Source organism: Paraburkholderia azotifigens, assembly GCF_007995085.1.
Lineage (GTDB): Bacteria > Pseudomonadota > Gammaproteobacteria > Burkholderiales > Burkholderiaceae > Paraburkholderia > Paraburkholderia azotifigens.
Genome location: NZ_VOQS01000005.1, coordinates 1,570,323 through 1,594,236, shown reverse-complemented (window position 1 = coordinate 1,594,236; position 23,914 = coordinate 1,570,323). Strand labels below are relative to the sequence as shown.

Below are 23,914 nucleotides of genomic sequence, written 5' to 3'. Positions count from 1 at the left end.
GGCAAGCACACTCGTGCTTGCCCTCGCAGAGGATAGCCCGGCAGGGTTTAGCTCTGGATGAATGCGAGAAGATCCGCGTTGAATTTTTCTTTATGCGTGTCCGTCAGGCCATGCGGTGCGCCCGGATAAACGACCAGCTTCGAGTTCCGGATCAGCTTCGCGGATGCGCGCCCTGCGGCATCGATCGGCACGATCTGATCGTCGTCGCCGTGGATGATCAGCGTCGGCACGTCGATCTTTTTCAGGTCTTCCGTGAAGTCCGTTTCGGCGAAGGCCTTGATCGAATCGTAGGTGTTCTTGTGGCCGCCTTGCATGCCCTGCATCCACCACGAATCGATCAGCCCTTGCGACGGCTTTGCGCCCGGACGATTGAAACCATAGAACGGGCCCGATGGCACGTCCTTATAGAACTGGGCACGGTTGGCCAGTTGAGCGGCGCGCAACCCGTCGAACACATCGATCGGCAATCCGCCCGGATTCGCAGGCGTTTTCAGCATCAACGGCGGCACCGCGGACACGAGCACGACTTTGGACACGCGACGCGTGCCATGCCGGCCAAGATAGCGGGCCACTTCACCGCCGCCCGTCGAAAAGCCGACGAGGATCGCGTCCTTGAGACCCAGCGTTTCGAACACGGTCGCCAGATCGTCGGCATAGGTGTCCATTTCGTTGCCATTCCATGGCTGGCTCGAACGTCCATGTCCCCTGCGATCGTGTGCGACGGCGCGAAAGCCGTTCGACGCGACGAACATCATCTGCGATTCCCAGCTGTCGGAACTGAGCGGCCACCCATGACAGAACACGACGGGACGCCCGGTTCCCCAATCCTTGTAGTAAAGCTGCGTGCCGTCTTTCGCGGACAGATAGCTTGCCGAACGCTGGCCGTGCGCGTTCGACGCGCCTGATGAAGCAGGCTGCGCGGCCTGGGTTGCGCCTGGGATCAGCGCTGCCGCGAGTCCGCTGGCGGCAGCGGCGCCACCCATCAGGATGTTTCGGCGTGTGGTGTTTTGCTTCTGTTTGTTGTCTGTCGACATAGTCAGTACCTTTGTTTTAATGACCTGTTTCAAGTGAATTCTGCGGCGCCCGCAACGTATCGGCCCGAATCATGTCGAGTGCGTTCCTGGGCAGCACACCGCCTTTTTGAAGCGGCCGGAACACAGCATCGCCGCGCCGCACGGGCACGCCCGTGAGCCCGCAGATACCTGACGTGCGGGCAAAGCCGGCGCGCCATGTCTGATCCTCGAACCGGCCGAGCGTGGAATCGCTCCATGAAACCAGAATCGTGCAGGTCGTTTGCCATTCGATGCGCCGGATCGACACAGCATTGGCCATCGCGGTCGTCATTGAACCGCAGCGTTCGCGCTTTCCGCGAGCGGCAGGGATCGGGTTCGGCTGCGCGACGAATCGCGTGCGTCCGCGCAAGCCGCTGACAATCTGCATCCAGGGATCGATTCGGTTCATTTCCAGCCTCTTTACGATGTGGCGAATTGCGTCACGATTCGCTCGCCTCGCCAGGCACGACGAGCGCGACGACATTCACGATGCCCTGCCGTGCCATCTTGGTGTAAGGGCAAAAACGCTCGGTCTTGCGAACCAGTTCCTCGGCGACCGTGCGATCGACCCCGGGCAAATGGACGCGTGTATGCGCACTCAGCACGAACAGGCCATCCATGGGGTCGCGTCCGAAGTCGACGGTCACATCGACTGCCGAGCCTGAAATCGGCACGGCGGAGCGTGCAGCCAGCAGACTCAGTGCGCCGTGAAAACATGCTGCATAGCCCGCCGCAAACAATTGTTCGGGATTCGTGCCGCCGCCTGGTCCGCCCAGTGCTTTGGGCAGGCGCAGGTCGACGGCGAACTGACCGTCGTCCGAGCGCGCAATACCCGACGCGCGTCCATGACCCGCATCGCCGCCCGACACGGTGACCGTGGTCGAATAGAGGATTTGCGGCTCAAGTCCGGAGTACTTGTCGAGTAGCGTCAGCGGCGGTGGACGTAACGATGTCATTCGGTTCAGTGTGGAAAGTGCGTTTGTTTCGAAGCGCGGGGGCGAGGAATTCGCTTTTCGTGCTATGTATGCAGACTGAATCGTAGGGGGAAGCGCGCGCGTGCAGAAGACTCCCGAAGGGGAGCACGGTGTTGCATCGGGAACATCAATTGACGTGCGTGGCGCGGAGGGCGCCTGGCAGGCGATGCGGGAAAAGGCGTCGCTGGAGATGTATCAGGCGGATTTTATTGTTTGTATGACTAACGATCAGACAAATGCAAAGAAGATCTAACGCGCGCGCAGATCGAATGCGCGGATCAATCCGGCAACCAGCTGCTCGGCTTCATCGCGATTGCGGATGTTCGTGAATCCCATCAACAGTCCGCGGCGGCCGGGCGCCCCATTGCGCCATGCCGTGAGTGCATGCACCGCGTAGCCTGCTTGGCGGGCGCGGCTGGCCAGCACGACATCGTCGAGATCTTCACGCACGTCGACGAGCAGATGCATGCCGCCGTCCTGCAGATGAACGACGAAGCCGTCTGCGCAATACGGCGCGAGCGCTTCGGCGAGCATCGCGCGCCGTCGCGCGTACAGCGTGCGCATGCGCTTGATATGCCGCGAAAAGTCGCCTTCGCTGATGAAATCGGCGACCACCGCCTGCATCAGTTCCGGACAACCGCCATGCACGGAACGCCTGCACGCGAGTTCGAATTGCGGAACGAGGCTTTGCGCGACGACCACATACGAGAGCCGCAATCCCGGAAACAGTACCTTGCTCAGTGTGCCGCAATAGATCACGCGGCCGTATGAATCCATGCTCTTCAGCGCGGGCAACGGATGGCCGCGATAGCGGTACTCGCCGTCGTAGTCGTCTTCGACGATCCACGCGTCGTGTTGCACGGCCCAGTCGAGCAGTTCGACGCGGCGCTGCAAAGGCAGTGCAACGCCTGTCGGGCTCTGATGCGACGGTGTCACCACGGCAAGCCGCGCATTCGGGAAATGGGTTCGTCCGAACCCGACATCGATGCCGTGCTCGTCGACGCGCACGTCGCAGGTCTGCATGCCGATGCGTTCGAGCGTCTGCGCCGTCTGCAGATAACCGGGATGCTCGACCCATGCGCTCGCGCGTGCGAGTCCGAGCGCGTCGACGGCGAGCGCAAGACTCGCGGTGTACGCGGGAACGATGAAGACCTGATCCGCATGCGCATCGATGCCGCGCGAACGATGCAGATACGCCGCGAGCGCCTCGCGCAACGGCATATACCCGGCAGGTGCGGGCCGGTTCAGCGATCCTGCCTTGCGGACCTGCCGCGCCATCAATCGCGCCCACAGTTTGCGCGGGAACTCGTCGAGCGCGGGCAGCCCCATCTGCAGCGGAACGGGGTTTCCTCCTTCCAGCTCGATGAGCGAGTCGGGCGCGTCCGAGGCAGGCAACGGACGCTGCGCAACGGCCGTCCGCCTGGCGCGAGCGGGCTTCGCGGGTGCCGTGTGTTCCGTAACGAATGTCCCCGCCGGACCACGCGCGACGAGATATCCCTCTCCGAGCAGCCTGTCGTAGGCGACCTGCACGGTGCCGCGTGCAACGCCAAGCTCGGTTGCCAGCGCCCGCAACGACGACACTTTCTGGCCGGGACTGAGCTGTCCCTGTTCGATCATCGAGCGAAAGCGCGCGTAGATCTGTTCGTGAATGGGCGTGGCACGCCTGGGCTGGTTCATCGGCTGGTTCGTGGCCCGCTTCATGGCCTGGTCTAAAGCTGAAAAAATGTGCCTGTCGGCTGGGTCATCGAACGACGACACTGAAGCCTACACCAACCCTCGCTGATCGGCACCATGACAGACACCGCAATCCTCCGACATGCCGAAACCGACGCCGACGTACTGGCCAGTTTCGACGTGATGCAGCAACTGCGCCCCCATTTGAAATCTCCCGGCGATTTTCTGGCTCGTGTCGCAGTGCAGCGCGCGCAGGGCTACCGTCTGCTGGCCGTCTGGGAAGACGGCAAACCCGTTGCGCTGGCCGGTTATCGGCGCATCGACAATCTGGTTCATGGCCGCTTCATCTATGTCGACGATCTGATCACGGATGAGGCGGGACGCGGGCGCCGTCACGGCGAACGCCTGCTCGCCGAACTGGGCACGCTCGGGCGCGCGGAAAACTGCGCCCGGCTCGTGCTCGATACCGCGCTCTCGAATGCGTTGGCGCAGCGCTTCTACTTCCGCTGCGGCCTGCTTTCCCGCGGCCTTCACTTCAGTATGGATCTGCAATGAACCGTCTCAAGTTGCTCATGCTCGATTGCAGCCCTCGTCGCGACAACTCGACGAGCCGGCATTTCACCCAGCATCTGCTGCCCGCCATGGCCGCGCGTTTGGGCCGCGAGATTCAGATCACGCGGCGCGATCTTGGCGCCGAGCCGTTGCCTGCCATCACCGAAGCGTACGCAGAGTCGCTGGTGCTTCCCGCCGACGTCGCGAAAGAGCGGTTTGGCGCGGCGCTCTCTGTTTCGGACGGGTTGATTCGGGAACTGGATGAAGCGGACATGCTCTGGATCTCGACGCCCGTGCACAACTTCACGGTGCCCGCCGTGCTGAAGAACTGGATCGACCTCGTGGTTCGCCGCGACGTAACGTTCACGACCACGGAGCGCGGCAAGGTCGGCCTGCTGCGCGACCGGCCGACGTTCGTCGCGGTGACGGCAGGCGGCGCGATGTTTCGCGAGCCGTCGTTGCAGCCGGACTTCTTCCGGCCTTATCTGCGCGCAGTGCTGGGCGTCATCGGGCTCGAGGACATCACGTTCATGCATGCCACTGGCCTTGCCTTTGCAGACGAGCCGCTTGCCGTCGTGGAGACGAAGGCGGCGCAATGGCTGCGCGAATGCGAGCCGCGCGCGATGTCCGCCGACAACACATCTTCTATTGCCTGACCCGTTATCTTCAAGGAGTTCATCATGAATGCACCTCGTCTGCCGTGGACCGCGCTCGCGCCCACGCAATACAAGTCGCTTTATGCCGTCAGTCGGTCGCTGGCCGAATCGTCGCTCGGCAGCAAGCTGATCGAACTGGTTCAGACGCGCGTGTCGCAGATCAACGGCTGCGCGTACTGCCTCGACATGCACGTGCGCGAACTGCGCAGGAGCGGTGAATCGTGGCAGCGTCTGAACGTGCTCTCTGCATGGCGCGAGACCGAATGCTTCACGGCGAAGGAGAAGGCCGCGTTCGCATGGGCCGAAGCCATGACGCGTCTCGCGGATGGCCATGCCGAACGCGATCTCGGGTACGAAGCACTGCGCGAGCATTTCAACGACAAGGAAATTGTCGAGCTGACGTGGGTCGTGGCGGCGATCAATGCGTGGAATCGTATGGCGATTGGCATGCATCAGCCGATCGACGCAAACCCGCTCGAATGACGATGCGCGGCACGCGCCGGTTGCACGAGCGCGACAGATGCAATGATGCGAAGCGGCGAGCGGGCATGAATACAAATACAAAACCGTCGCCTTTCAGATCGGCATTTCATTTTGCTGAAGAACGTCTATGTTTCTAACGTGCGTTTTCTTTTATGCGCACCGGGCTTATCGGCCCTTCGACGCTTCTTCAGGTGCACTTGCCACATTTGCTACCTCGAACGCCATCCGCGGATTTGCCGCGTTCCATTTCCCTTTTTGAACCACGCAGCGAGTCAGGCACGGCGTCCCTGCAGCGGACTGCGTGGTGGGTCGCGCCTGTCGACAGGCGGCCGCTTCAGCGTTGGGGCAAGGCGCCTGCGGGTTCAACTACATTGGCTTGAAGGAGTCAATCATGAAGATCGTTATCATCGGCGGCACCGGGCTGATCGGCTCGAAAACCGCTGCGATCCTGCGTCAGGCGGGTCACGACGTCGCCTCGGCCTCGCCCAGAAGCGGCGTCAATACCATCACGGGCGAAGGGCTCAAGGAAGGGCTGGCGGGCGCGGACGTGGTGATCGACCTGTCCAACTCGCCCTCGTTCGAAGACAACGCCGTGCTGGAATTCTTCGAAACCTCCGCGCGCAATCTGCGCTCGGCGGAAGCGGAGGCGGGCGTCCGGCATCATGTCGCGCTGTCGATCGTCGGGACGGACCGCACGCCGGAGAACGGCTATTTCCGCGCGAAGGTCGCGCAGGAAAAACTGGTCGCGGCTTCGGGCGTTCCCTACACCATCGTCCGTTCGACACAGTTCTATGAATTCCTCGGCGGAATCGCCGATTCGGGCACGAGCGGCAATACGGTCAGAATGTCGCCCGGCCTGTTCCAGCCGATCGCGGCGGATGACGTCGCCGGCTTCGTCGCCGACGCTGCGCTTGCCGCACCGCGCAACGGCATCGTCGATATCGCGGGTCCGGAGCGCGCGCCGTTCGACGAAATCATTGCGCGCTATCTGAAGGCGGTCGGCGATCCACGCGAAGTCGTGCGCGATCCGGAGGCCCGCTACTTCGGCGGTCTGGTCGGAGACAAATCGCTGGTGCCGCTGGGCGACGCGCTGATCGGCCGCATCGGACTGGAGGAGTGGCTGGGCCGCCGCTAGCGCGGCTCGTCCGGCATGCTGCCGATCCGCGTGCCGAGTACCTCCGCGCGGCGGCAAACGGCCTGCATCAATTCCGTTGCGCTACGCGAAGGCGGCGAGAACTTCGAATAGACGAAGGTCGCTACCATCTCGAGGTTCTCGACGAGCGGCCGCACGATGCAGTCGGCGCCGCGCGTCGCGAACTCGTCGACGATCGCGAGCCCGAGGCCGCCGCGCACGAGCGCGAGCGCCTGATCGGCCCGTGTCACGTCGACCACCGACGTCAGTTCGACATCGGCCTGCTGGCACGCGCGGACGATCATCGTGCCGAACGGAATGTCGCGCCGGAAGAGGATCATCGGCTCGTGCTTCAGGTCGGCAAGTGAGATGCGTTCGTGGCGGGCAAGCGGATGATCGGGCGGCAACGCGCACACCATGCGGCCGCGCATGAAGGGCACGGCTTCGAGATGCTCGTGTTCGATAGGCAGCGAGGTCACGGCGACATCGACGGTTTTGCTCAGCACTTCGAGCGGCATGTCGGCCATCAGCGATGTGTGCCAGTCGACGCTGAGTCCCGGCAACTGGCGCTTCAGTTCGACGATGGCAGGCGCGACCACGGCGGGCGCAAGCGACGGGCTGCACGCGACGCGCAGCAGGCTCGCCGGACCGAGCGCGAGCGCCCGCGCGAACTCGTCGACGCGCAATGCCGATTGATACACCTGCTCGACCTCGCGAAACAGCGCCTGCGCTTCGGCGGTCGGAATCAGCCGGCCCTTTGCGCGTTCGAAAAGCCGCAGTCCGAGCGTCGTCTCCGTGTGCGCCACGAGCTTGCTGACGGCAGGCTGCGACACATACAGCATCCTGGCTGCCGCGTTGATCGAGCCCGTCAGCATGACCGCGCGAAATACTTCCATTTGCCGCAGCTTGAAACGCATGGTTCTCCGTGGCCCCTTTGCAGGCATTAACCAAACGTTATAGGGTAGCGCAAACGGGGCATACGACAGCGGAACGTCCAACCGTTAGACTCTTCGTGCCCCCGAACACGGAACATCCGATGAGCGTATTCGACGAAGACAAGATCGACTGTCACTGCCATATCTTCGATCCCGTCCGCTTTCCTTACCGGGCGGACACGTTGTACCGGCCTGCGCTTCAGGAGATCGGTACAGCCGCGCAGTTCGTTCGCGTGATGGACGCTTATGGCGTACGGCATGCGCTGCTCGTCGGCCCGACGAGCGGTTACCGGACCGACAACCGCTGCCTGCTCGACGCGCTCGACACGTACGAAGGCCGTTTTCGCGGCATTGCGGTAGTTGATAACGACATAGCGCGTGGCGAACTCGAAGCGCTGCATCGCGCGGGAGTGGTCGGCGTCGCGTTCAATCCGGCAATGGAAGGCGTCGATCTCGTGCTCGATGCGCGCGCGCTCTTTGCGTCGCTGGCGGACCTCGGGATGGTCGCGCAGATCCAGGTCTGCGGAAATCAGATGGTCGCGCTGGAACCGTGGCTAGCGCAGCAGGAAGCGCAACTCGTGATCGATCACGGCGGCCGTCCCGAGGTCGAGGCGGGCATCGATCAGCCTGGCTTCCAGGCATTGCTGCGGCTCGCGGTCACGGAGCGCGCCAGCGTCAAGCTGTCGGGCTGGCAGAAGTATTCGCATCGAGCGCATCCATACGAGGATGCGTGGCCTTATGCGCAAGCGCTGCTGCGCGCGTTCGGCCCGACACGCTGCGTGTGGGGCTCCGACTGGCCTTTTCTGCGCGCGCCGGAGCGGCTCGACTACGGGCCGTTGCTGACGCTGTTCGAACAGATCGTGCCCGACGCCGCAACGAGACGCGAGATTCAATGGAACACGCCGCGAAGGCTGTTCGGCTTCGCTGTCGAATGAGCCTGCATCCATCCACATGAGGGAGAAACCACGCTTGGAACACATCGTCAATCGACACGGCCTGAACATGCCGAAGCTCGGCCTCGGAACCTGGCCGATGGTCGGCGAAGACTGCACGCGTGCAGTCTTGCAGGCGCTTGAACTCGGTTATCGCCATATCGACACGGCAGCCGGCTATCAGAACGAAGATGCCGTCGGCGCGGCGCTCGCTGCGACGTCCGTGCCGCGCGAACAGATTCACGTGACGACCAAGGTCTGGTGGGATCAGCTCGAACCGCAGGCGCTGCGCGCGTCGTTCGAGCGTTCGCTGCGCGACCTGCGCAGCGAATACGTCGACCTGTTCCTGATTCACTGGCCGACGCCGGACATGAACCTGCGCCGCACGCTCGATGTGCTCGTCGACCTGAAAGAGCGCGGACTCGCGCGTGCAATCGGCGTGGCGAACTTCCCGCTGCCGCTGCTGCGCGAGGCCGTCGAAACGATTGGTGCGCCGCTTGCCGCCGTTCAGGTTGAGTATCACGTGACGCTCGGCCAGTCGACACTGCTCGATTTCGTGCGGCAACACGAGATGGCGTTGACGGCCTACAGTCCGCTCGCGCGCAACCGTGTTTCGGAGATTCCCGAGATCGTCGCGATTGCACGCAAGCACGGCGTGCTGCCGACGCAGATCGCGCTGGCGTGGCTGCTCGAACAGCAGGGCGTTGCCGCCGTGCCGAAGGCGGCAGGCAAGTCGAATCAGCTGTCGAACCTTGCGTCGCTCGATGTGCATCTCGACAAGGACGACCTCGCGACGATCGCGGCGCTGCCGAAAAACGAGCGTCTCGTGAGTCCCGCGTTCGCGCCGCAATGGGATGAGGCGGCGTGACAGAACCCAAGGAGCCGAAGCATCGAACGGCATCAGAAGCGGTCGATCATCCCAAGCTGCACGCCTCGCACCGATGCGCCCGGCCATGACGGTGCGAGGCCCGTCACGTTCACGCCCTTGAGCGTGAACTCGCCTTCGCCGCGATTTCGCAACCAGCCTGCGCTGGCGTAGAGCAGCACGCGCTTCGACAAATCGTATTCGCAAGCGGCGCTGAACTGGTCGGCGTTGTCGTCGCCGCCCGAGCGGTCGCGCAGATACGCATAGCCGACGGAAGCGCGAAAGCGTGCATTGACCGCGTAGCGCGCGGATACCGATACGCCGTCGTTGTGATAACGCGGCGTGCCGCCGTCGCCGTTGAAGAACGACACGAAGCCCGTCAGCGGTCCGTACACGTACGACACGCCGCCGAGGTTTGCCCGCAACGCGCCGTCGCCGTGTGTCTGCTGATGTGCGTACGACATGCGAAACGGGCCGTTGCGCCAGGCGAAGGTTTCGATGTGGCCGGCGAGTCCGTTGCCGTCGCCGTCGGCGGGATCGCGCAAGATCGCCATCACGGTCGTCGAGAAGCCGTGGAATTCGGGCGACAGATACGTGATCGCATTACTCGCGTAAGGCGTGATCTTCGACAGATTGTTGAGGCCGGAGGCGATGGTGCCTGCGCCGAACGCGTCGAGTTGTCCTTTGAACGGAATGTAGATGGGCGAGTACTGACGGCCGATGCGCACGGTGCCGTACGGCGTCCCGGCGCCGACCCACGCCTGGCGATTGAAGATCGTATTCGCGACGGCGAGCGAGCCGTTGCCCGAGCTGAAACCATTCTCCAGATCGAACAGGATCTTCACGCCGTTGCCGATATCCTCTGCGCCGCGCAAGCCCACGCGCGAGCCGCGATAGGCGCCCGAATCCATGCGCGCGACGTAGCCCGCACCGGGGTTCGTGATTTCGATGCTGGTGTCGAGTGCGCCGTAAAGCGTGACGGACGATTGCGCGTGCGCGCACGTGGTGAACGCGAGTGTCACCAGCGCGATGGACGCGAGTAGAGAACGTTTCATGAGGGAAGAAAAAAGACAAGCGGCGTATTTCGCCGACGCAGGCACGCATCGGCACACCGCTGACATGAAGCTCGAGCTGATGAAGCTGGAACGCGCACCGTCAGGGCGCGTTTCAGCTTGCCGCTGCGCGCGTTACTGCGGCAGCGCGTAGGCGATCACGTAGTCGCCGCGATCGGGCGACTGGCGTGCGCCACCCGCCGAGATCACGATGTACTGCCGGCCGTTGAGCGCATAGCTCATCGGCGTGCCCTGGCTGCCGACGGGCAGCCGAGCCTTCCAGACTTCCTTGCCCGTCGAGCTGTCGAACGCGCGCAGGTAGTAGTCCTGCGTCGCCGCGAAGAAGACGAGGCCGCCGCCCGTGCTGAGCGAGCCGCCGATGGTCGGCATCCCGATGGGCGCCGGCATATGCATCTGCACGCCCCACAGGCGCGTGTCGCGCACCGTGCCGAGGGGCACTTGCCACGCGATGCTGCGCGTCTTCAGATCGATGGCCGTCAGGCTGCCGAACGGCGGCTTCTGGCACGGAATGCCGAGCGGCGAGAAGAAGCGGTCCTTCGTCACCGAATAGGGCGTGCCGCCGAGCGGCACCGCGCCCATGCCTGCGTTCACCGCTTCGTTGCCGTTCGACGTGCCGCCGCGTTTCTCTTCCTTGACGAGATGGACCCACAAACCGAGGCGCATGTCGTTCGCGAAGATCATCTGCGAATTCGGGTCGTACGACAGGCCGCCCCAGTTCATTCCGCCGAGCGAGCCCGGGAAGCTCAGCGACGTATCCGTATCCGGCGCCGTGAAGAGGCCGTCGTAGCGCATGCCGTGGAAGATGATGCGGCACATCATCTGGTCGATCGGCGTCATGCCCCACATGTCCGCGCCCTTCAGCACTTCCGCGCCGATCTGCGGCATGCCGACCGACAGCGGCTGCGTCTTCGCATACGGCTCGCCGGGAATGGTCGCGGACTTCACGGGCTGCCCGGTCACCTTGGTCAGCGGCTTGCCCGTCAGACGGTCGAGCACGAACAGCTGGCCCATCTTCGTGCCGACGATCAGCGCGGGAACGTTCTTGCCGTCGACGGGGAAATCGACAAGCGTCGGTTGCATCGGCACATCGTAGTCCCACAGGTCGTGATGGACCGTCTGGAAGTGCCATTTCTCCGCGCCCGTCGTCGCGTCGAGCGCGAGGATCGATGCGCCGTATTTCTCGTCGAGTTCCGTGCGCTTCACGCCCCACAGGTCGATCGCCGCGCTGCCGACAGGCATGTACACGGTGTTCGACGTGGCGTCGTACGACATCGGCGCCCAGACGTTCGGCGTCGAGCGCACGAAGGTCTTGCCGGGCGCGGGCGCCTGCTTGTCCTGCGGGTTGCCCGGATCGAACGCCCACTTCATCGCGCCCGTCATCACATCGAAGCCGCGGATCACGCCGCCGGGCATGTCGAGCGAGACGTTATCGGCAACCCGGCCGCCCGTCACGACGGTCGTGCCCGCGACGGTCGGCGGCGAGGTCAGCTCGTAGAGCGGGCTTGCCGCACCGCCGAGCCCCGCCTTCAGGTCGATCACGCCGTGATCGCCGAAGTCCGCGCAAAGCTTGCCCGTCTCCGCGTCGAGGGCCACGAGCTTCGCGTCGATCGTGTTCATGTAGATACGGCGGCGGCACGCAGCATGTTCGTCCGCCAGCGCGACGGGGGTGACGGGCGTCGAACCTGCGACGCGCGGCTGCTGAACCGGTTTCGTTGCGTCGAAGTATGCGAGGCCGCGGCAGCGCACCCAGACCGTCGTTTTAGTCGGGAATTCATGGCGCCATTTTTCGTGGCCGTTCGTCGCGTCGAGTGCGATCACCGTGTTGTGCGGCGAGCATACGAACAGCGTGTCGCCGATCTGCAGCGGCGTTTCCTGGTCTTCCGCGCCGCCGCCCGTCGGGCTGAGGGGCACGTCGCCCGTGTGGTACGTCCACGCGATCTGCAGGTTCTTCACGTTGTTGCGATCGATCTGCGTGGCGCCTGCGAAGCGGTCGCCGCCCGCCGAATGTCCGTATGCGGACCAGTCGCCCGTGGCCGCGTCATGCTTCGTGAGCGCTGCGTCGGATTCCGTGCCGAACGTGCCGTGCGGGATGAACATGCCGTACACGAACAGCGCATTGCACGCGAGCAGCACGAGACCCGCCGTCCACGCGGCGCCCTTCGCGGGGCGCTTGCCCGCGAAGCCGCGCAGCATCGGATAGACGGGCGCGAGCAGCATGCCGATCATCGTGAACATGAAGATACGTGCCTGCAGCGGCCAGAAGTCGAAACCGCTTTCCCAGATAGCCCACAGCACGGTCGCCACGATGACGAGCGCGAAGATCACACAGGCTGCCGCTTTGCGGCGTGCGAGCTGGATGCCCGTCGCGCAGACGGCGAGCCCCATCAGCAGGTAGTACCACGTGCCGCCGCGAGCGACGAGCAGCGCGCCGCCGATCGCGAAGTACAGGCCGAGCAGCAGGCCGATGGCGCCGGCGAGTGTCAGGCCGACGCGCGCGGCCGTCGATATGGGCTTGGTTTCAGGTTGCTTGGACATTGCTTGTCTTCATGAATACGCAAAAGAGGGCGCATGCGAACAGTCCACAGGGACTGCGCGAACGCATGCACCAGATCGTGAAGCCGACGCGCGATGGCGCCCTTCGTGATGGCTCGGTTTGGGACGCCGTCCCGTCAGGGCTCCGCTGCGACGCATGCGAGGCGGGCGTCGAGCGTTGAGGCGTCGCGGCATCGCGCGCCGGGTTGGACGGGACGAATGCGAGGCGGGCAAATGCAGGTCGCCAGGGCGTTGCAATTTGCGACGGACTAACCAGTTCGTACATTTTAACGCAAAACGAGACGAGGTGACGCGAGGCCCGCGCCGGGGTGTGCTTAACGGTTGTATTTAAGGAATGAAAGCTGTTCGTGCGGATGGTGCCAGAAGCGCAATGCCTGCGTGTACGCTAATACAGGTGCGTTAGCTACGTCATAAGCAATCGTTTGCGCGGCATTTAAAGCGAAGGTAAGCTAATGACTCAATCATGCGCAGTACTTCTTGCCGAATGAATTGCAATGGCTTCAAGGCGCTTGAATTTGTGTAAAGGTTTATCTGATAGGGGTTAGCAGCAAGATTCTGCACGGCAAACGTTTGCATCTATTGCTGCGGAGAATAAAATTGAAAAAGCGCAGATCTTTTTAATTTCCACTGCAAAAATTCCAATGAAATAGATCAGCAATTTCGTTGTTAATTGCTCATCGAAAGTACTCGCTGTCACGCAAAGTACACAGAGAAATATTAGCGTGCAGGGTTTCTTCATACACTGGCTCGCCTCGCCATGCATCCAGCGTTTTCACGGTTACGCCATTCGTCGACGCAGAGAGATCCGCGCTCCGCCGGCGACCTGTGTCAGGAAGTCCCCGCCGTCGATGCAGAGGATCCGAACTCGCGCGTGATGGAAATCTTCTCCGCGCGCAGCGACATGAAAAGCGTTGCCGTGCTCGAAAGCGGATGGCCGATCGGTCTCATCAACCGCGATATCTTTCTGTCGCAGATGAGCAAGCCGTTTCATCGCGAGCTATACGACAAGAAGAGCTGCATCGCGTTCATGGACAAGGAACCGCTCGTCGTCGACGCGGACATGAGCATCGAAGCGCTGACGTTCAGGACAGTCGAGGTCGGTGAAAAAGCGCTGGTCGACGGTTTCATCGTGACGCGCGAAGGCCGTTTTGCCGGACTGGGAAGCGGATTGCAACTGCTCGGCGCGGTCGCCGGGATGCAGGCGGAAAAGAATCGCCAGATCATGCAGAGCATCGAATACGCAAGCGTGATCCAGCAGGCGATGCTGCGCGCGTCGCGTGAGACGCTGACTGCGCGCCTGCCCGAAGCGGCGCTCGTGTGGGAGCCGCGCGATGTGGTCGGCGGCGACTTCTATCATTTTGCTGCGTTTCCGCATGGCTGGTTCGGTGCGACGGCGGATTGCACGGGTCACGGTGTGCCGGGTGCGTTCATGACGCTGCTGGCTTCGGCGTCGCTGTCGCAGGCGCTCGAACAGATCGGTCCGCGCGACCCCGCTGCGCTGCTTGCAGCCGTCAATCGCAATGTGAAGAGCCTGCTGGGGCAGGTGCATAGCGCGGCTGAAGTGCCGCAATCGAACGATGGCCTCGATGCCGCGTTCTTCTGGTTCGACGCCAGAGAGAGCCAGCTGCACTTCGCTGGTGCAAGGATCGCGCTGCACATTCTCGCGCCGGACTCGGACCAGTTCGAAACGATCGCGGCGGACCGCATGGGCGTCGGTTATGTCGACAGTCTTGCCGATTACACGTGGCAATTGCGCAAGATTGCGGTGCCGAACGGCAGCCTGCTGTTCATCTGCACGGACGGACTGATCGATCAGATTGGCGGACCGCGCAGTATTTCCTTCGGGCGACGCCGCGCACTGGATCTGATTCTTGAGAACCGGACCGGATCGCCTGCCGCAATCTGCGAAAAACTGCGGCGCGCACTGGCCGAATGGCAAGGCGTGCAAGCACGTCGCGATGACCTTACCTTGTTTTGTGCCCGCATTACCGACCAATAAGCATGTCTCAACTACTCGAACAAGACCGCGCTTTTTTCGAACTGGCGCAGCGGCGTAACGTGCTCTTCTATCACAAGGGCTACTTCTCCCATAACATCGTCGCGGCGATGGGCGAGGTCGTCAAGTTGCAGCTGGAAATTGCGGGCGTGAGCGGACCGACCCGCCGCAAACTGTTTTCGTCGTTTGTCGAACTGTCGCAGAACATCGTCCATTATTCGTCCGACTCGCTTCAGCCCGACAACGAAGGCGGCGGCTCGATTCGCGAAGGCGCGGTGTGCATCACGACCGACGGCGAGCGGCATCTGATGATGTGCGTCAATCCCGTCGCAACGGCTGACGTCGAGGGGCTGCGCAACAAGCTGGAGCCGTTGCGCAGCATGTCGGTGGAAGAGATCAAGCAGGCCTACAAGGTTTCGCTGCGAGCCGATACGCCCGAGGAAAGCAAGGGCGCGGGTCTGGGTTTTCTGACGATGGCGCGCGATGCAAGCGCACCGCTCGAATTCGCTTTTCATCCGCGTGCCGACGAACCCGGAACCACGCTGTTTTGCCTCAAGGCCATCATCTGAGTATAAAAGGCACGAGCTATGGACAATCTCTACATTGCCGCGACGGCGACGTCGCCGGAAGTCGATTTCAAGTTCGACGAGCATCAGCTGCTGCTCAGGGGCGAGTCGTATCCCGAGAACGCGGCGGCTTTCTACGCACCCGTGATCGAACAGTTGCGTCAGTACCTTGCTGAATCGACGGGGGCCGTGATTACCGTCGATGTCGTGCTGACCTACTTCAACAGCTCCAGCACGAAGATGCTGTTCAGCGTGTTCGACGCGCTGGACGAGGCCGCGCAGTCGGGCAGCCGCGTGCTGATGAACTGGTATCGCGACGAAGAAGACGAAACGATTGCCGAATTCGGCGAAGAACTGAAAGCCGATTTCCACGCGATCGAATTCACCGACCGCCCCGTCTCTCACCAAGGACAATAAGGTGCCCCCGATCTCCACGTTGTACGCGCCTGTGAGCGACGCGCCCGATCTGTTCCAGAACGAGAATGAGGCGCTCGAGAAGGCGCGCGCGATACATACGGCCGTCGATGCGGATGCCGGCGACTATCGCCAGTCATTGGGCGAACTCATTGCGCACTTCGAGCGGCTGATGCGCGAGACGCGCCGGCTGATCGGCCGCAGCGATCGCGCCGAACGCGAGATGCAGGCGCTTGCGCAGCAGCTCGCGCATCGTGCGACGCATGACGCGCTGACGGGCGTGTTCAACCGCAGCGCCGTGATCGAGCGGACCACGAAAGCGCTGCGTCATGACAGCGCCGTGATGATCATTCTCGACATCGACGAATTCAAACGGGTCAACGACGATTTCGGTCATCCGGCAGGCGATGCCGTGATCATGGGGATCGTCGAATGTTTGCGGCGTATCGTCGGCGAGCGGGGCTTTATCGGCCGCGTGGGCGGAGAAGAATTCACGGTGCTGCTGCCCGCGCATGAGCCGGCTGAAGCACTGCGGCAAGCCGAGAAGATGCGCGAAGCGATCAGCCGTCATGTGTTTGCGGCGCCCGTCGATCGACGCATCACGGCCAGCTTCGGCGTCAGCGCAAATCCGCCGGGAACGACTTTCGATACCGCATACGGTCTCGCCGATGCCGCGCTCTATCGCGCGAAGCGTGGCGGACGGAACCGCGTGGAATTCGCCAATGCGTAACAGCAGCGCGCCTGCGATGGCAACGACGCGTTGCGATGCCTTGATCTTCGAGCGCAGGTGAAACGCGCGCGTCATGATGAAGCGGTTCGCACCCACGGCGCCGAGTCCGAAAAGCGTCACGGCTAGTGCAACGCCTGCGGCGATCGCGAATGTCGCCGCGAGGCCGACCCAAGGCGCATGTGCCGCCACCGACGCGATCAACACGAATATGGCAGTGCGCATGGCGTCGCGATATTGGCACAGCCGGCATCATGCGGGACAATCGTGTCCATCCGGCGACATCTGTCACGAGGAGCCTTCATGTCGATACTGATACTGGGGTTGGTGATCTTCCTGGGCGGTCATTCGGTCCGCATCTTTGCCGAAGACTGGCGCAAGGCGCGCATTGCGCGGATGGGCGAGAAGAACTGGAAAGCGGCTTATTCGGTCGTGTCGCTGATCGGGTTGGTGCTGATCATCTGGGGATACGGCATCGCGCGGCGCGAGCCCGTCGTGCTCTGGGCGCCGCCCGTGTGGGCACCGCATCTCACAAGCCTCCTGACGCTGATCGCGTTCATTCTCTTTCCCGCAGCGCACGCGCCGGGCAATCACTTCAAGACGATAGTCAAGCATCCGATGACGGCAGGCGTCGGTTTGTGGGCATTTGGGCATCTGATTGCAAATGGCATGCTGAACGCCGTCGTGCTGTTCGGTGCATTTCTCGTGTGGGCGGTACTGGATTACGCGGCGGCGCGGCGGCGCGATCGCGCCGAAGGCGTGGTCTATCCGAAGGGGACACTGTCACGCGATGTGATGCCCGTCGTCGCGGGTGTCTTGCTCTGGGTGGCGTTCGTGTTCTTTCTTCATGGCTGGCTGATCGGCGTGAAACCGTTCGGATGACACGCTTGCCTCAGGATCGCAGATCCGCCAGCATCTGATCGGCGAGGAAATCGCACGGCGGCCGGGCTGAACGGGCGCTGCGCGCCAGCACGACTTCGAGGGGAGCCATGGGCGGCAAGCCTTCCGCCTCGCCGAGTTGCGCGAGATGCGCCGGCACGCTGCAACGCGCGAGCGGCGCGACGGCAAGACCCGCCTCGACCATGCAGATCAGGCCCAAAAGGCTCGGGCTTTCGTACGACATGCGGTAGCGAATGTTGGCCTGCTGCAGCGCGCCGATTGCATGCGCGCGAGCGGTGCTGCCCGGCGCGAACACGGCGATGGGCAGCGGCCGCTCTTTCCAGATCTGCTGATTGCCGCGCGCGCCCGCCCATACCATCGGCTCCGCGCGGATCGATTCACCCGCGATGCCGCGCGTCTTCGTGATGCACGCCAGATCGAGTGTGTTGTCCTTGAGCAAGGGAACGAGCGCGCTGCTGGGCATGCCGATCACGCGAACCTGCACGCGCGGATGCGCAACCGCAAACTTCCGCAACACGGTGGGCAGCAATGACGACGCGTAGTCGTCGGGTACGCCGATCGTGACGCGGCCGCGAATCTCCGGACGCACCACCGAAGACCACGCTTCCTCGCGCATGGCCAGCATCTTCCGGCCATAGTCGACCAGCATTCTGCCGTCTTCCGTCAATGCGACGTTGCGCGTCGTCCGCAGGAAAAGCGGCTTGCCGAGCGCCTCCTCGATTGTTTTGATCTGCATGCTGACGGCGGACGGCGTGCGATGCAACGACGCCGCAGCGGCCGCAAACGAACCCGTATCGGCAACGGCGACGATCATTTCCAGTACGTCGAGATCGAGTTTTTTCATCGCTCAGGAAAATTGAATAATCGGTTCAGTTTAAATCGTTTTACTTAGCTGTCGCGCAATCCGATACTGCATTCGTGACTGGCATTGCACGGATGGCGAGGCAACGCATGAGGACGATGGTCGAATTCATCACAGTGGGCGGCATGCTCGCCGTCACGCCCGGACCCAACATGGTGTACGTGATGATGCGCTCGGTCGCGCAGGGCACGAAGGCGGGGCTGATCTCGCTGGCGGGCGTAATGCTCGGCTATCTGACGTATATGTTCGGCGCCGCTTTTGGAATCACGACATTGTTTCTCGCGATACCGGGCGCAGGGCGCCTGCTTGCCATGGGCGGCGCGTGCTACCTGCTGTATCTGGCCTGGCAGATGCTCAGGCCGGGCGGGCGCTCGCCGTTGCAGATCGAGGTGGCGTCGATTGAAAAGCTGCGCCGGTTGTTTGCGATGGGCGCGACGACGAGTCTGCTCAATCCCAAGCTCGCGCTGATCTTCCTGTCGTTGCTGCCGCAGTTCATCGACTACCGCGGCGGCAGCGTGTTCAGGCAGTCGCTGGCGCTGGGCTTTTCGCTGATCTTCGCGTTCGCTTCTGTCAACGCGGCAGTAGCGACGTTTTCAGGCAGTCTTGCGAGATTTCTTTCGACGCGGCCGAACTGGCTCGGTGTTCAACGCTGTGTGATGGGCGCGATGCTGTTCGCGCTGGGCATGAAGATGGCGTTAAGTGCGTGGCACTGGAACGCGGTGGCCTGATTGCTGCGCCGCTACTCGACGACTTCGCCTAGTCGATAGAAGAACCGAACACCAACGCCTTCTCAAGAAAGTTCGCAGTCTTGGCGGGGGTCGATTCGATTCTCGACGCCAGCGCGAGACGAATCGAAATAGGATTGCCGAGCACATCCGTATACACGACGCCTTCAACCCGAATCTGGCACACGGAAGCGGGCACCAGCGAAACACCGAATTCCGCCGCGACCAGATTCACGACCGACGACAGTTGCGGCGCCTGCTGACCCGCAATCGGCTCGAATCCCGCCTCCCTGCACGCGCCGACAATCACATCGTGCAGCGTAGGGCTCGCTTCTCGCGGCAACATCACGAACGGATCGTCCGCGAGTTCGGACAGCATGATCTTGCGTTTTTTCGCGAGACGGTGCGTGGCGGGCAGCACGATCTTCATCGGTTCTATCGCGATGTGATGGAACTGCACGCCGGCGGGCGACTGGCTGCCGAGCCGCACGAACGCGACATCCACGCGGCCGTCGTCGAGATAGGCGAGCAGTTGCGCCGTGTTGCCTTCGGCCAGCGTCAGCGTGACGTTCGGATAGGCCTGCCGGTAAGCGCGGATCAGCTTCGACACGACAGGATTGAAAGCCGCCGAGCCCGTGAAGCCGATATTGAATTGCCCGATTTCGCCGCGCCCGGCGCTCTGCGCCTTTTCGACAGCGAGGCGCGTGTCGTGCAGGATGCGCTTGGCGTCGGCGGCGAACGCCTCGCCCGCTTCCGTCAGGACGACGCCGTGCCCCGTGCGGCGGAACAGGCGAACCCCCATTTCGTCTTCGAGCGCGTGGATTTGCTGGCTGAGGGGCGGCTGGCCGATGCCCAGCCGTTCCGCCGCGCGCGTGACGTTGCGCTCTTCAGCGACGGCGAGAAAGTAGCGGATATGGCGCAGTTCCATGCGATATATGGAAAAGCTATTTCAGAAAGACGCGATAGATATTGGACAGTATAACAGTCCCGCGACAAAATATCGCTATCGCGCGGTCCGCCGCCTGGAAGTCTCCCCGGATAACGTCCCCAAGAATCGTCAAGAGGAGAAAGCAGGACGCGTCGCGCCTGTGATTTCTCTTCTGAAATGCCGAAAGGGGTCTATTTGTGGCTGACACTTTGAAAAAACCGAGGCCGGAATTCCGGAACATCGGTATCGGGCAGATATTGACGGCATACCGTCTCCCGCTGGCGGGGCGCGTGTCGATTCTCCACCGCGTGAGCGGCGGGCTGCTGTTCATCTTCCTTCCGTTCCTGCTTTACCTCTTCGACCAGAGCCTGACTTCGGAACTGAGCTTCGAGGTGTTCAAGGGCTTCCTGTCCAACATCATCGTCAAGCTGATCACGCTGGTGCTGGCGTGGGCGTTCCTGTTCCACTTCTGCGCGGGCGTGCGCCATCTGCTGATGGACATGAACCACGACGCCGTCACGAAGGAACGCGGCAAGAACACGTCGGTGGTCGTGCTCGCCGTGTCGTCGATCCTGACGATCGCCTTCGCGCTCAAACTGTTCGGAGCTTTCTAAAACATGTCCGCAAATAACCGGGTTGGCTCGAAGCGCCTCGTCGTGGGCGCGCACTACGGTCTGCGCGACTGGCTCGCGCAGCGCATCACGGCCGTGATCATGGCCGTCTACACCGTCATCCTGCTCGCATGGTTCTTCGGCGCGCAGGCATTCTCTTACGACGGCTGGGCGGGCATCTTCGCCACGCAATGGATGAAGCTGGCCACGTTCGTCACGCTGCTGTCGCTGTTCTATCACGCGTGGGTCGGCGTGCGCGACATCTGGATGGACTACATCAAGCCCGTGGGCACGCGGCTTCTGCTGCAGGCGCTGACGATCGTCTGGCTGCTCGCGTGTGCGGGCTACGCTGCGCAGATTCTCTGGAGAGTGTAAAAGCATGGTTGCAATCAAGAATTCCCTGCCGCGTCGCAAGTTCGATGTGGTGATCGTCGGCGCGGGCGGCTCGGGGATGCGCGCCTCGCTGCAGCTTGCGCGCGCGGGCCTCTCCGTGTGCGTGCTCTCGAAGGTGTTCCCGACGCGTTCGCACACCGTCGCCGCACAGGGCGGCATCGGCGCCTCGCTCGGCAACATGAGCGAAGACAACTGGCACTACCACTTCTACGACACGATCAAGGGCTCCGACTGGCTCGGCGACCAGGACGCGATCGAGTTCATGTGCCGCGAAGCACCGAACGCCGTCTACGAACTGGAACACTTCGGCATGCCGTTCGACCGCAACGCGGACGGCACGATCTACCAGCGTCCGTTCGGCGGCCACACGGCGAACTATGGCGAGAAGCCCGTGCAGCGCGCGTGCGCGGCCGCCGACCGTACCGGCCACGCCCTGCTGCACACGCTGTACCAGCAGAACATCGCGGCGAAGACCACGTTCTTCGTCGAATGGATGGCGCTGGACCTGATCCGCGACGCCGACGGCGACGTGCTCGGCGTGACCGCGCTCGAAATGGAAACGGGCGACGTCTATATCCTCGAAGGCAAGACCACGCTGTTCGCCACGGGCGGCGCGGGCCGGATCTTCGCGGCGTCGACCAATGCGTTCATCAACACGGGCGACGGCCTCGGCATGGCCGCCCGCGCGGGCATCCCGCTCGAGGACATGGAATTCTGGCAATTCCACCCGACGGGCGTGGCGGGCGCGGGCGTGCTGATCACGGAAGGCGTGCGCGGCGAGGGCGGCATTCTGCGCAACTCGAACGGCGAGCGCTTCATGGAGCGCTACGCGCCGACGCTGAAGGATCTGGCGCCGCGCGACTTCGTCTCGCGCTCGATGGACCAGGAAATCAAGGAAGGCCGCGGCGTGGGTCCGAACAAGGACCACGTCTTGCTCGACCTGTCGCACATCGGCGCCGAGACGATCATGAAGCGTCTGCCGTCGATCCGCGAAATCGCGCTGAAGTTCGCGAACGTCGACTGCATCAAGGAGCCGATCCCCGTCGTGCCGACCATCCACTACCAGATGGGCGGCATTCCGACGAACATCCACGGTCAGGTGGTCGGTACGGCCAAGGGCCACGAAGACCCGATCAACGGCTTCTATGCCGTGGGCGAATGCTCGTGCGTGTCGGTGCACGGCGCGAACCGCCTGGGCACGAACTCGCTGCTCGACCTGGTGGTGTTTGGCCGCGCGGCGGGCAACCACATCGTCAAGCACGTGAAAGAGATCAAGGATCACAAGCCGCTGCCGGCTGACGCTGCCGATTTCGCGCTCTCGCGTCTGGCGAAGCTCGACAGCTCGAGCTCGGGCGAATACGCGCAAAACGTGGCCAACGACATCCGTTCGACGATGCAGAAGCACGCGGGCGTGTTCCGCACGTCGGCGCTGCTGGCCGAAGGCGTCGAGCGCATTCGCGAAGTGGCCGCCCGTGTGGGCAACATCCACCTGAAGGACAAGTCGAAGGTGTTCAACACGGCGCGCGTGGAAGCGCTCGAAGTGGAGAACCTGATCGAGGTGGCGCGCGCGACGATGGTGTCGGCCGAGGCGCGCAAGGAAAGCCGTGGCGCGCACGCGCAGAACGACTTCGAACATCGCGACGACGAGAACTGGCTGCGCCATACGCTGTGGTACAGCGAAGGCGACCGCCTCGACTACAAGCCGGTGCACATGAACCCGCTGACGGTCGAATCGGTGCCGCCGAAGGCACGAACCTTCTAAGCGCGTAGCTTCCAAAGCACAAAGGACCCCACACAATGGCCAAGCGTACATTCGAAATCTACCGCTACGACCCGGACAAGGACGCCGCGCCGCGCATGCAGACGTACGAGCTCGAGATCGACTCGCACGAGCGCATGCTGCTCGACGCGCTGGTGAAGCTCAAGGCACTGGACGAGACGCTGTCGTTCCGGCGCTCGTGCCGCGAGGGCGTGTGCGGCTCGGACGCGATGAACATCAACGGCAAGAACGGTCTGGCGTGTCTGACGAACCTGAACGATCTGCCGCAGAAGATCGTGCTGCGTCCGCTGCCGGGGCTGCCCGTGGTGCGCGACCTGATCGTCGACATGACGCAGTTCTTCAACCAGTATCACTCGATCAAGCCGTTCCTGATCAACGACACGCCGCCGCCGGAGAAAGAGCGTCTGCAGTCGCCGGAACAGCGCGACGAGCTCGACGGGCTGTACGAGTGCATTCTGTGCGCGAGCTGCTCGACGTCGTGCCCGAGCTTCTGGTGGAATCCGGACAAGTTCGTGGGCCCGGCGGGCCTGCTGCAGGCCTATCGCTTCATCGCGGACAGCCGCGACGAGGCGACGGGCGAGCGGCTGGACAACCTGGAAGATCCGTACCGTCTGTTCCGTTGCCACACGATCATGAACTGCGTCGACGTGTGCCCGAAGGGTCTCAACCCGACGAAGGCGATCGGCAAGATCAAGGAATTGATGGTGCGCCGGACGGTCTGAGATGAACAACCCCCACGCTCTCTGGCGTTCGCTGCCCCCGAGGGGGCGGTCAGTCCGCTCGGGAGCGGCCCTTCGCGTACTGACATGGACGAATCACATCAGTCCGACCCCCTTCGCCGCGCGCGCCTACGCTGGCGTGCGCGGCGCGGCCTGCTGGAAAACGATCTGATCTTCGAACGTTTTTTCAGCCGATATGAGCATGATCTCAGTGATGCGGACGTGGGCGCGCTCACGCGCCTGCTCGAACTGAGCGATAACGACCTGATGGACTTGCTGCTCGCACGCAAGGAACCGGAAGGCGACCTCGCCGACGCGGATGTCAGGCGGGTGCTGGAGATGCTGCGTACGGTGTGACCCGCAGCTGCGTAGCTTCATTCCGGCAAAAGCAGCGCCTCTCGTCTCTCATCTC

At 62.9% G+C, this 23,914-nt stretch carries 27 protein-coding genes; 18 read left to right on the top strand and 9 right to left on the bottom strand.

The genetic code is table 11. The features are described from left to right. Positions 1 to 47 precede the first annotated feature (47 nt). The 3 genes from FRZ40_RS39145 to FRZ40_RS39135 are packed head-to-tail and all read right to left on the bottom strand — an operon-like array spanning position 48 to position 2,008. The gene (locus FRZ40_RS39145) at positions 48 to 1,034 is read right to left on the bottom strand and encodes an alpha/beta fold hydrolase (RefSeq protein ID WP_147237844.1); all 987 of its coding nucleotides are present in this window, start codon (positions 1,032 to 1,034) and stop codon (positions 48 to 50) included. Positions 1,035 to 1,050: 16 nt separating this feature from the next. Continuing rightward, positions 1,051 to 1,461: a DUF3331 domain-containing protein gene (locus FRZ40_RS39140; RefSeq protein ID WP_147237843.1), complete on the bottom strand. Its 411-nt coding sequence runs from the start codon at positions 1,459 to 1,461 to the stop codon at positions 1,051 to 1,053. 31 nt (positions 1,462 to 1,492) lie between these two features. Then, positions 1,493 to 2,008, bottom strand: a complete 516-nt coding sequence (locus tag FRZ40_RS39135; RefSeq protein WP_028367225.1) for an Ohr family peroxiredoxin — start codon at positions 2,006 to 2,008, stop codon at positions 1,493 to 1,495. Between the two features lie 100 nt (positions 2,009 to 2,108). On the opposite strand from FRZ40_RS39135, the gene FRZ40_RS44235 reads away from it, so the two are divergent. Beyond that, complete coding sequence (locus FRZ40_RS44235) at positions 2,109 to 2,279, top strand: hypothetical protein (RefSeq protein ID WP_158647075.1); 171 nt, start codon at positions 2,109 to 2,111, stop codon at positions 2,277 to 2,279. On the opposite strand, the gene pdxR is transcribed toward FRZ40_RS44235, so the two are convergent. Continuing rightward, on the bottom strand, positions 2,276 to 3,703 hold the full coding sequence (pdxR, locus tag FRZ40_RS39130; RefSeq protein ID WP_147237841.1) for a MocR-like pyridoxine biosynthesis transcription factor PdxR: 1,428 nt from the start codon (positions 3,701 to 3,703) through the stop codon (positions 2,276 to 2,278). The genes FRZ40_RS44235 and pdxR overlap by 4 nt on opposite strands. Before the next feature lie 114 nt (positions 3,704 to 3,817). Between pdxR and FRZ40_RS39125 the strand changes: the two genes are divergently transcribed. The 4 genes from FRZ40_RS39125 (at position 3,818) to FRZ40_RS39110 (ending at position 6,526) form a co-directional block, all read left to right on the top strand. Continuing rightward, positions 3,818 to 4,255, top strand: coding sequence for a GNAT family N-acetyltransferase (locus FRZ40_RS39125; protein WP_028367223.1), 438 nt, complete (start codon positions 3,818 to 3,820; stop codon positions 4,253 to 4,255). Beyond that, complete coding sequence (locus FRZ40_RS39120; RefSeq protein WP_028367222.1) at positions 4,252 to 4,908, top strand: FMN-dependent NADH-azoreductase; 657 nt, start codon at positions 4,252 to 4,254, stop codon at positions 4,906 to 4,908. The genes FRZ40_RS39125 and FRZ40_RS39120 overlap by 4 nt, the downstream gene beginning before the upstream one ends. 24 nt (positions 4,909 to 4,932) lie before the next feature. Beyond that, positions 4,933 to 5,391, top strand: coding sequence for a carboxymuconolactone decarboxylase family protein (locus tag FRZ40_RS39115; protein ID WP_147237839.1), 459 nt, complete (start codon positions 4,933 to 4,935; stop codon positions 5,389 to 5,391). Positions 5,392 to 5,782: 391 nt separating this feature from the next. Then, complete coding sequence (locus tag FRZ40_RS39110; protein ID WP_147237837.1) at positions 5,783 to 6,526, top strand: SDR family oxidoreductase; 744 nt, start codon at positions 5,783 to 5,785, stop codon at positions 6,524 to 6,526. Here FRZ40_RS39110 and FRZ40_RS39105 read toward each other — a convergent pair. Then, entirely contained in the window at positions 6,523 to 7,440 is a 918-nt protein-coding gene (locus FRZ40_RS39105; RefSeq protein WP_147237836.1) for a LysR family transcriptional regulator, read from the bottom strand. The genes FRZ40_RS39110 and FRZ40_RS39105 overlap by 4 nt on opposite strands. Positions 7,441 to 7,559: 119 nt before the next feature. On the opposite strand from FRZ40_RS39105, the gene FRZ40_RS39100 reads away from it, so the two are divergent. Both FRZ40_RS39100 and FRZ40_RS39095 read left to right on the top strand, forming a co-directional pair. Then, entirely contained in the window at positions 7,560 to 8,393 is an 834-nt protein-coding gene (locus FRZ40_RS39100) for an amidohydrolase family protein (protein ID WP_147237833.1), read from the top strand. A gap of 34 nt (positions 8,394 to 8,427) precedes the next feature. Then, positions 8,428 to 9,258, top strand: coding sequence for an aldo/keto reductase (locus FRZ40_RS39095; RefSeq protein ID WP_028367218.1), 831 nt, complete (start codon positions 8,428 to 8,430; stop codon positions 9,256 to 9,258). Between the two features lie 32 nt (positions 9,259 to 9,290). Here FRZ40_RS39095 and FRZ40_RS39090 read toward each other — a convergent pair whose 3' ends face one another. Further along, positions 9,291 to 10,310 (bottom strand): porin, encoded by a 1,020-nt coding sequence (locus tag FRZ40_RS39090; protein WP_147237831.1) that lies wholly within the window; start codon positions 10,308 to 10,310, stop codon positions 9,291 to 9,293. A 132-nt stretch (positions 10,311 to 10,442) separates the two neighbouring features. Then, complete coding sequence (locus tag FRZ40_RS39085) at positions 10,443 to 12,863, bottom strand: membrane-bound PQQ-dependent dehydrogenase, glucose/quinate/shikimate family (RefSeq protein WP_147237829.1); 2,421 nt, start codon at positions 12,861 to 12,863, stop codon at positions 10,443 to 10,445. 775 nt (positions 12,864 to 13,638) lie between these two features. Between FRZ40_RS39085 and FRZ40_RS39080 the strand changes: the two genes are divergently transcribed. From FRZ40_RS39080 to FRZ40_RS39060, 5 genes are all read left to right on the top strand, one after another. Next, entirely contained in the window at positions 13,639 to 14,880 is a 1,242-nt protein-coding gene (locus FRZ40_RS39080) for a SpoIIE family protein phosphatase (RefSeq protein ID WP_028367215.1), read from the top strand. A 2-nt stretch (positions 14,881 to 14,882) separates the two neighbouring features. Then, complete coding sequence (locus FRZ40_RS39075) at positions 14,883 to 15,446, top strand: SiaB family protein kinase (RefSeq protein ID WP_147237828.1); 564 nt, start codon at positions 14,883 to 14,885, stop codon at positions 15,444 to 15,446. Positions 15,447 to 15,464: 18 nt separating this feature from the next. Beyond that, on the top strand, positions 15,465 to 15,860 hold the full coding sequence (locus FRZ40_RS39070; RefSeq protein ID WP_028367213.1) for a DUF1987 domain-containing protein: 396 nt from the start codon (positions 15,465 to 15,467) through the stop codon (positions 15,858 to 15,860). Between the two features lies 1 nt (position 15,861). Continuing rightward, positions 15,862 to 16,587 carry a GGDEF domain-containing protein gene (locus FRZ40_RS39065; protein WP_051446403.1) on the top strand — a complete coding sequence of 242 codons (726 nt, stop codon included), beginning with the start codon at positions 15,862 to 15,864 and terminating at the stop codon, positions 16,585 to 16,587. 300 nt (positions 16,588 to 16,887) lie between these two features. Continuing rightward, on the top strand, positions 16,888 to 17,466 hold the full coding sequence (locus FRZ40_RS39060; protein WP_147237826.1) for an NnrU family protein: 579 nt from the start codon (positions 16,888 to 16,890) through the stop codon (positions 17,464 to 17,466). A 10-nt stretch (positions 17,467 to 17,476) separates the two neighbouring features. Here FRZ40_RS39060 and FRZ40_RS39055 read toward each other — a convergent pair whose 3' ends face one another. Continuing rightward, positions 17,477 to 18,328, bottom strand: coding sequence for a LysR substrate-binding domain-containing protein (locus tag FRZ40_RS39055; RefSeq protein ID WP_028367210.1), 852 nt, complete (start codon positions 18,326 to 18,328; stop codon positions 17,477 to 17,479). 107 nt (positions 18,329 to 18,435) lie between these two features. On the opposite strand from FRZ40_RS39055, the gene FRZ40_RS39050 reads away from it, so the two are divergent. Further along, a complete protein-coding gene (locus FRZ40_RS39050; RefSeq protein ID WP_147237824.1) occupies positions 18,436 to 19,074 on the top strand; it encodes a LysE family translocator in 639 nt (212 codons plus the stop codon). Positions 19,075 to 19,102: 28 nt separating this feature from the next. Here the strand turns inward: FRZ40_RS39050 and FRZ40_RS39045 are convergent, their stop codons facing one another. Beyond that, entirely contained in the window at positions 19,103 to 19,999 is an 897-nt protein-coding gene (locus tag FRZ40_RS39045; RefSeq protein ID WP_147237822.1) for a LysR family transcriptional regulator, read from the bottom strand. A 197-nt stretch (positions 20,000 to 20,196) separates the two neighbouring features. On the opposite strand from FRZ40_RS39045, the gene sdhC reads away from it, so the two are divergent. From sdhC to FRZ40_RS39020, 5 genes are all read left to right on the top strand, one after another. After that, positions 20,197 to 20,613: a succinate dehydrogenase, cytochrome b556 subunit gene (gene sdhC, locus FRZ40_RS39040; protein WP_147237820.1), complete on the top strand. Its 417-nt coding sequence runs from the start codon at positions 20,197 to 20,199 to the stop codon at positions 20,611 to 20,613. 3 nt (positions 20,614 to 20,616) lie between these two features. After that, complete coding sequence (gene sdhD / locus FRZ40_RS39035) at positions 20,617 to 20,985, top strand: succinate dehydrogenase, hydrophobic membrane anchor protein (RefSeq protein ID WP_028370156.1); 369 nt, start codon at positions 20,617 to 20,619, stop codon at positions 20,983 to 20,985. Positions 20,986 to 20,989: 4 nt separating this feature from the next. Then, positions 20,990 to 22,765 (top strand): succinate dehydrogenase flavoprotein subunit, encoded by a 1,776-nt coding sequence (gene sdhA, locus FRZ40_RS39030; RefSeq protein ID WP_147237819.1) that lies wholly within the window; start codon positions 20,990 to 20,992, stop codon positions 22,763 to 22,765. A 35-nt stretch (positions 22,766 to 22,800) separates the two neighbouring features. After that, positions 22,801 to 23,505, top strand: coding sequence for a succinate dehydrogenase iron-sulfur subunit (locus FRZ40_RS39025; protein WP_028370158.1), 705 nt, complete (start codon positions 22,801 to 22,803; stop codon positions 23,503 to 23,505). A gap of 84 nt (positions 23,506 to 23,589) precedes the next feature. Next, entirely contained in the window at positions 23,590 to 23,859 is a 270-nt protein-coding gene (locus FRZ40_RS39020) for an FAD assembly factor SdhE (protein ID WP_147237817.1), read from the top strand. The last annotated feature ends 55 nt before the right edge of the window (positions 23,860 to 23,914 follow it).

Bases quoted from the DNA above. Each gene is read 5' to 3' on its own strand.
- FRZ40_RS39115 (WP_147237839.1), top strand. From the start codon at position 4,933: ATGAATGCACCTCGTCTGCCGTGGACCGCGCTCGCGCCCACGCAATAC.
- FRZ40_RS39070 (WP_028367213.1), top strand. From the start codon at position 15,465: ATGGACAATCTCTACATTGCCGCGACGGCGACGTCGCCGGAAGTCGAT.
- FRZ40_RS39145 (WP_147237844.1), bottom strand. From the start codon at position 1,034: ATGTCGACAGACAACAAACAGAAGCAAAACACCACACGCCGAAACATC.
- FRZ40_RS39045 (WP_147237822.1), bottom strand. From the start codon at position 19,999: ATGGAACTGCGCCATATCCGCTACTTTCTCGCCGTCGCTGAAGAGCGC.
- FRZ40_RS39140 (WP_147237843.1), bottom strand. From the start codon at position 1,461: ATGAACCGAATCGATCCCTGGATGCAGATTGTCAGCGGCTTGCGCGGA.
- FRZ40_RS39125 (WP_028367223.1), top strand. From the start codon at position 3,818: ATGACAGACACCGCAATCCTCCGACATGCCGAAACCGACGCCGACGTA.
- FRZ40_RS39020 (WP_147237817.1), top strand. From the start codon at position 23,590: ATGGACGAATCACATCAGTCCGACCCCCTTCGCCGCGCGCGCCTACGC.
- FRZ40_RS39085 (WP_147237829.1), bottom strand. From the start codon at position 12,863: ATGTCCAAGCAACCTGAAACCAAGCCCATATCGACGGCCGCGCGCGTC.
- FRZ40_RS39110 (WP_147237837.1), top strand. From the start codon at position 5,783: ATGAAGATCGTTATCATCGGCGGCACCGGGCTGATCGGCTCGAAAACC.
- FRZ40_RS39060 (WP_147237826.1), top strand. From the start codon at position 16,888: ATGTCGATACTGATACTGGGGTTGGTGATCTTCCTGGGCGGTCATTCG.
- FRZ40_RS39080 (WP_028367215.1), top strand. From the start codon at position 13,639: ATGCATCCAGCGTTTTCACGGTTACGCCATTCGTCGACGCAGAGAGAT.
- FRZ40_RS39025 (WP_028370158.1), top strand. From the start codon at position 22,801: ATGGCCAAGCGTACATTCGAAATCTACCGCTACGACCCGGACAAGGAC.
- FRZ40_RS39135 (WP_028367225.1), bottom strand. From the start codon at position 2,008: ATGACATCGTTACGTCCACCGCCGCTGACGCTACTCGACAAGTACTCC.
- FRZ40_RS39120 (WP_028367222.1), top strand. From the start codon at position 4,252: ATGAACCGTCTCAAGTTGCTCATGCTCGATTGCAGCCCTCGTCGCGAC.
- sdhA (WP_147237819.1), top strand. From the start codon at position 20,990: ATGGTTGCAATCAAGAATTCCCTGCCGCGTCGCAAGTTCGATGTGGTG.
- pdxR (WP_147237841.1), bottom strand. From the start codon at position 3,703: ATGAACCAGCCCAGGCGTGCCACGCCCATTCACGAACAGATCTACGCG.
- FRZ40_RS39075 (WP_147237828.1), top strand. From the start codon at position 14,883: ATGTCTCAACTACTCGAACAAGACCGCGCTTTTTTCGAACTGGCGCAG.
- FRZ40_RS39100 (WP_147237833.1), top strand. From the start codon at position 7,560: ATGAGCGTATTCGACGAAGACAAGATCGACTGTCACTGCCATATCTTC.
- FRZ40_RS39050 (WP_147237824.1), top strand. From the start codon at position 18,436: ATGAGGACGATGGTCGAATTCATCACAGTGGGCGGCATGCTCGCCGTC.
- sdhD (WP_028370156.1), top strand. From the start codon at position 20,617: ATGTCCGCAAATAACCGGGTTGGCTCGAAGCGCCTCGTCGTGGGCGCG.
- FRZ40_RS39055 (WP_028367210.1), bottom strand. From the start codon at position 18,328: ATGAAAAAACTCGATCTCGACGTACTGGAAATGATCGTCGCCGTTGCC.
- FRZ40_RS39105 (WP_147237836.1), bottom strand. From the start codon at position 7,440: ATGCGTTTCAAGCTGCGGCAAATGGAAGTATTTCGCGCGGTCATGCTG.
- FRZ40_RS39090 (WP_147237831.1), bottom strand. From the start codon at position 10,310: ATGAAACGTTCTCTACTCGCGTCCATCGCGCTGGTGACACTCGCGTTC.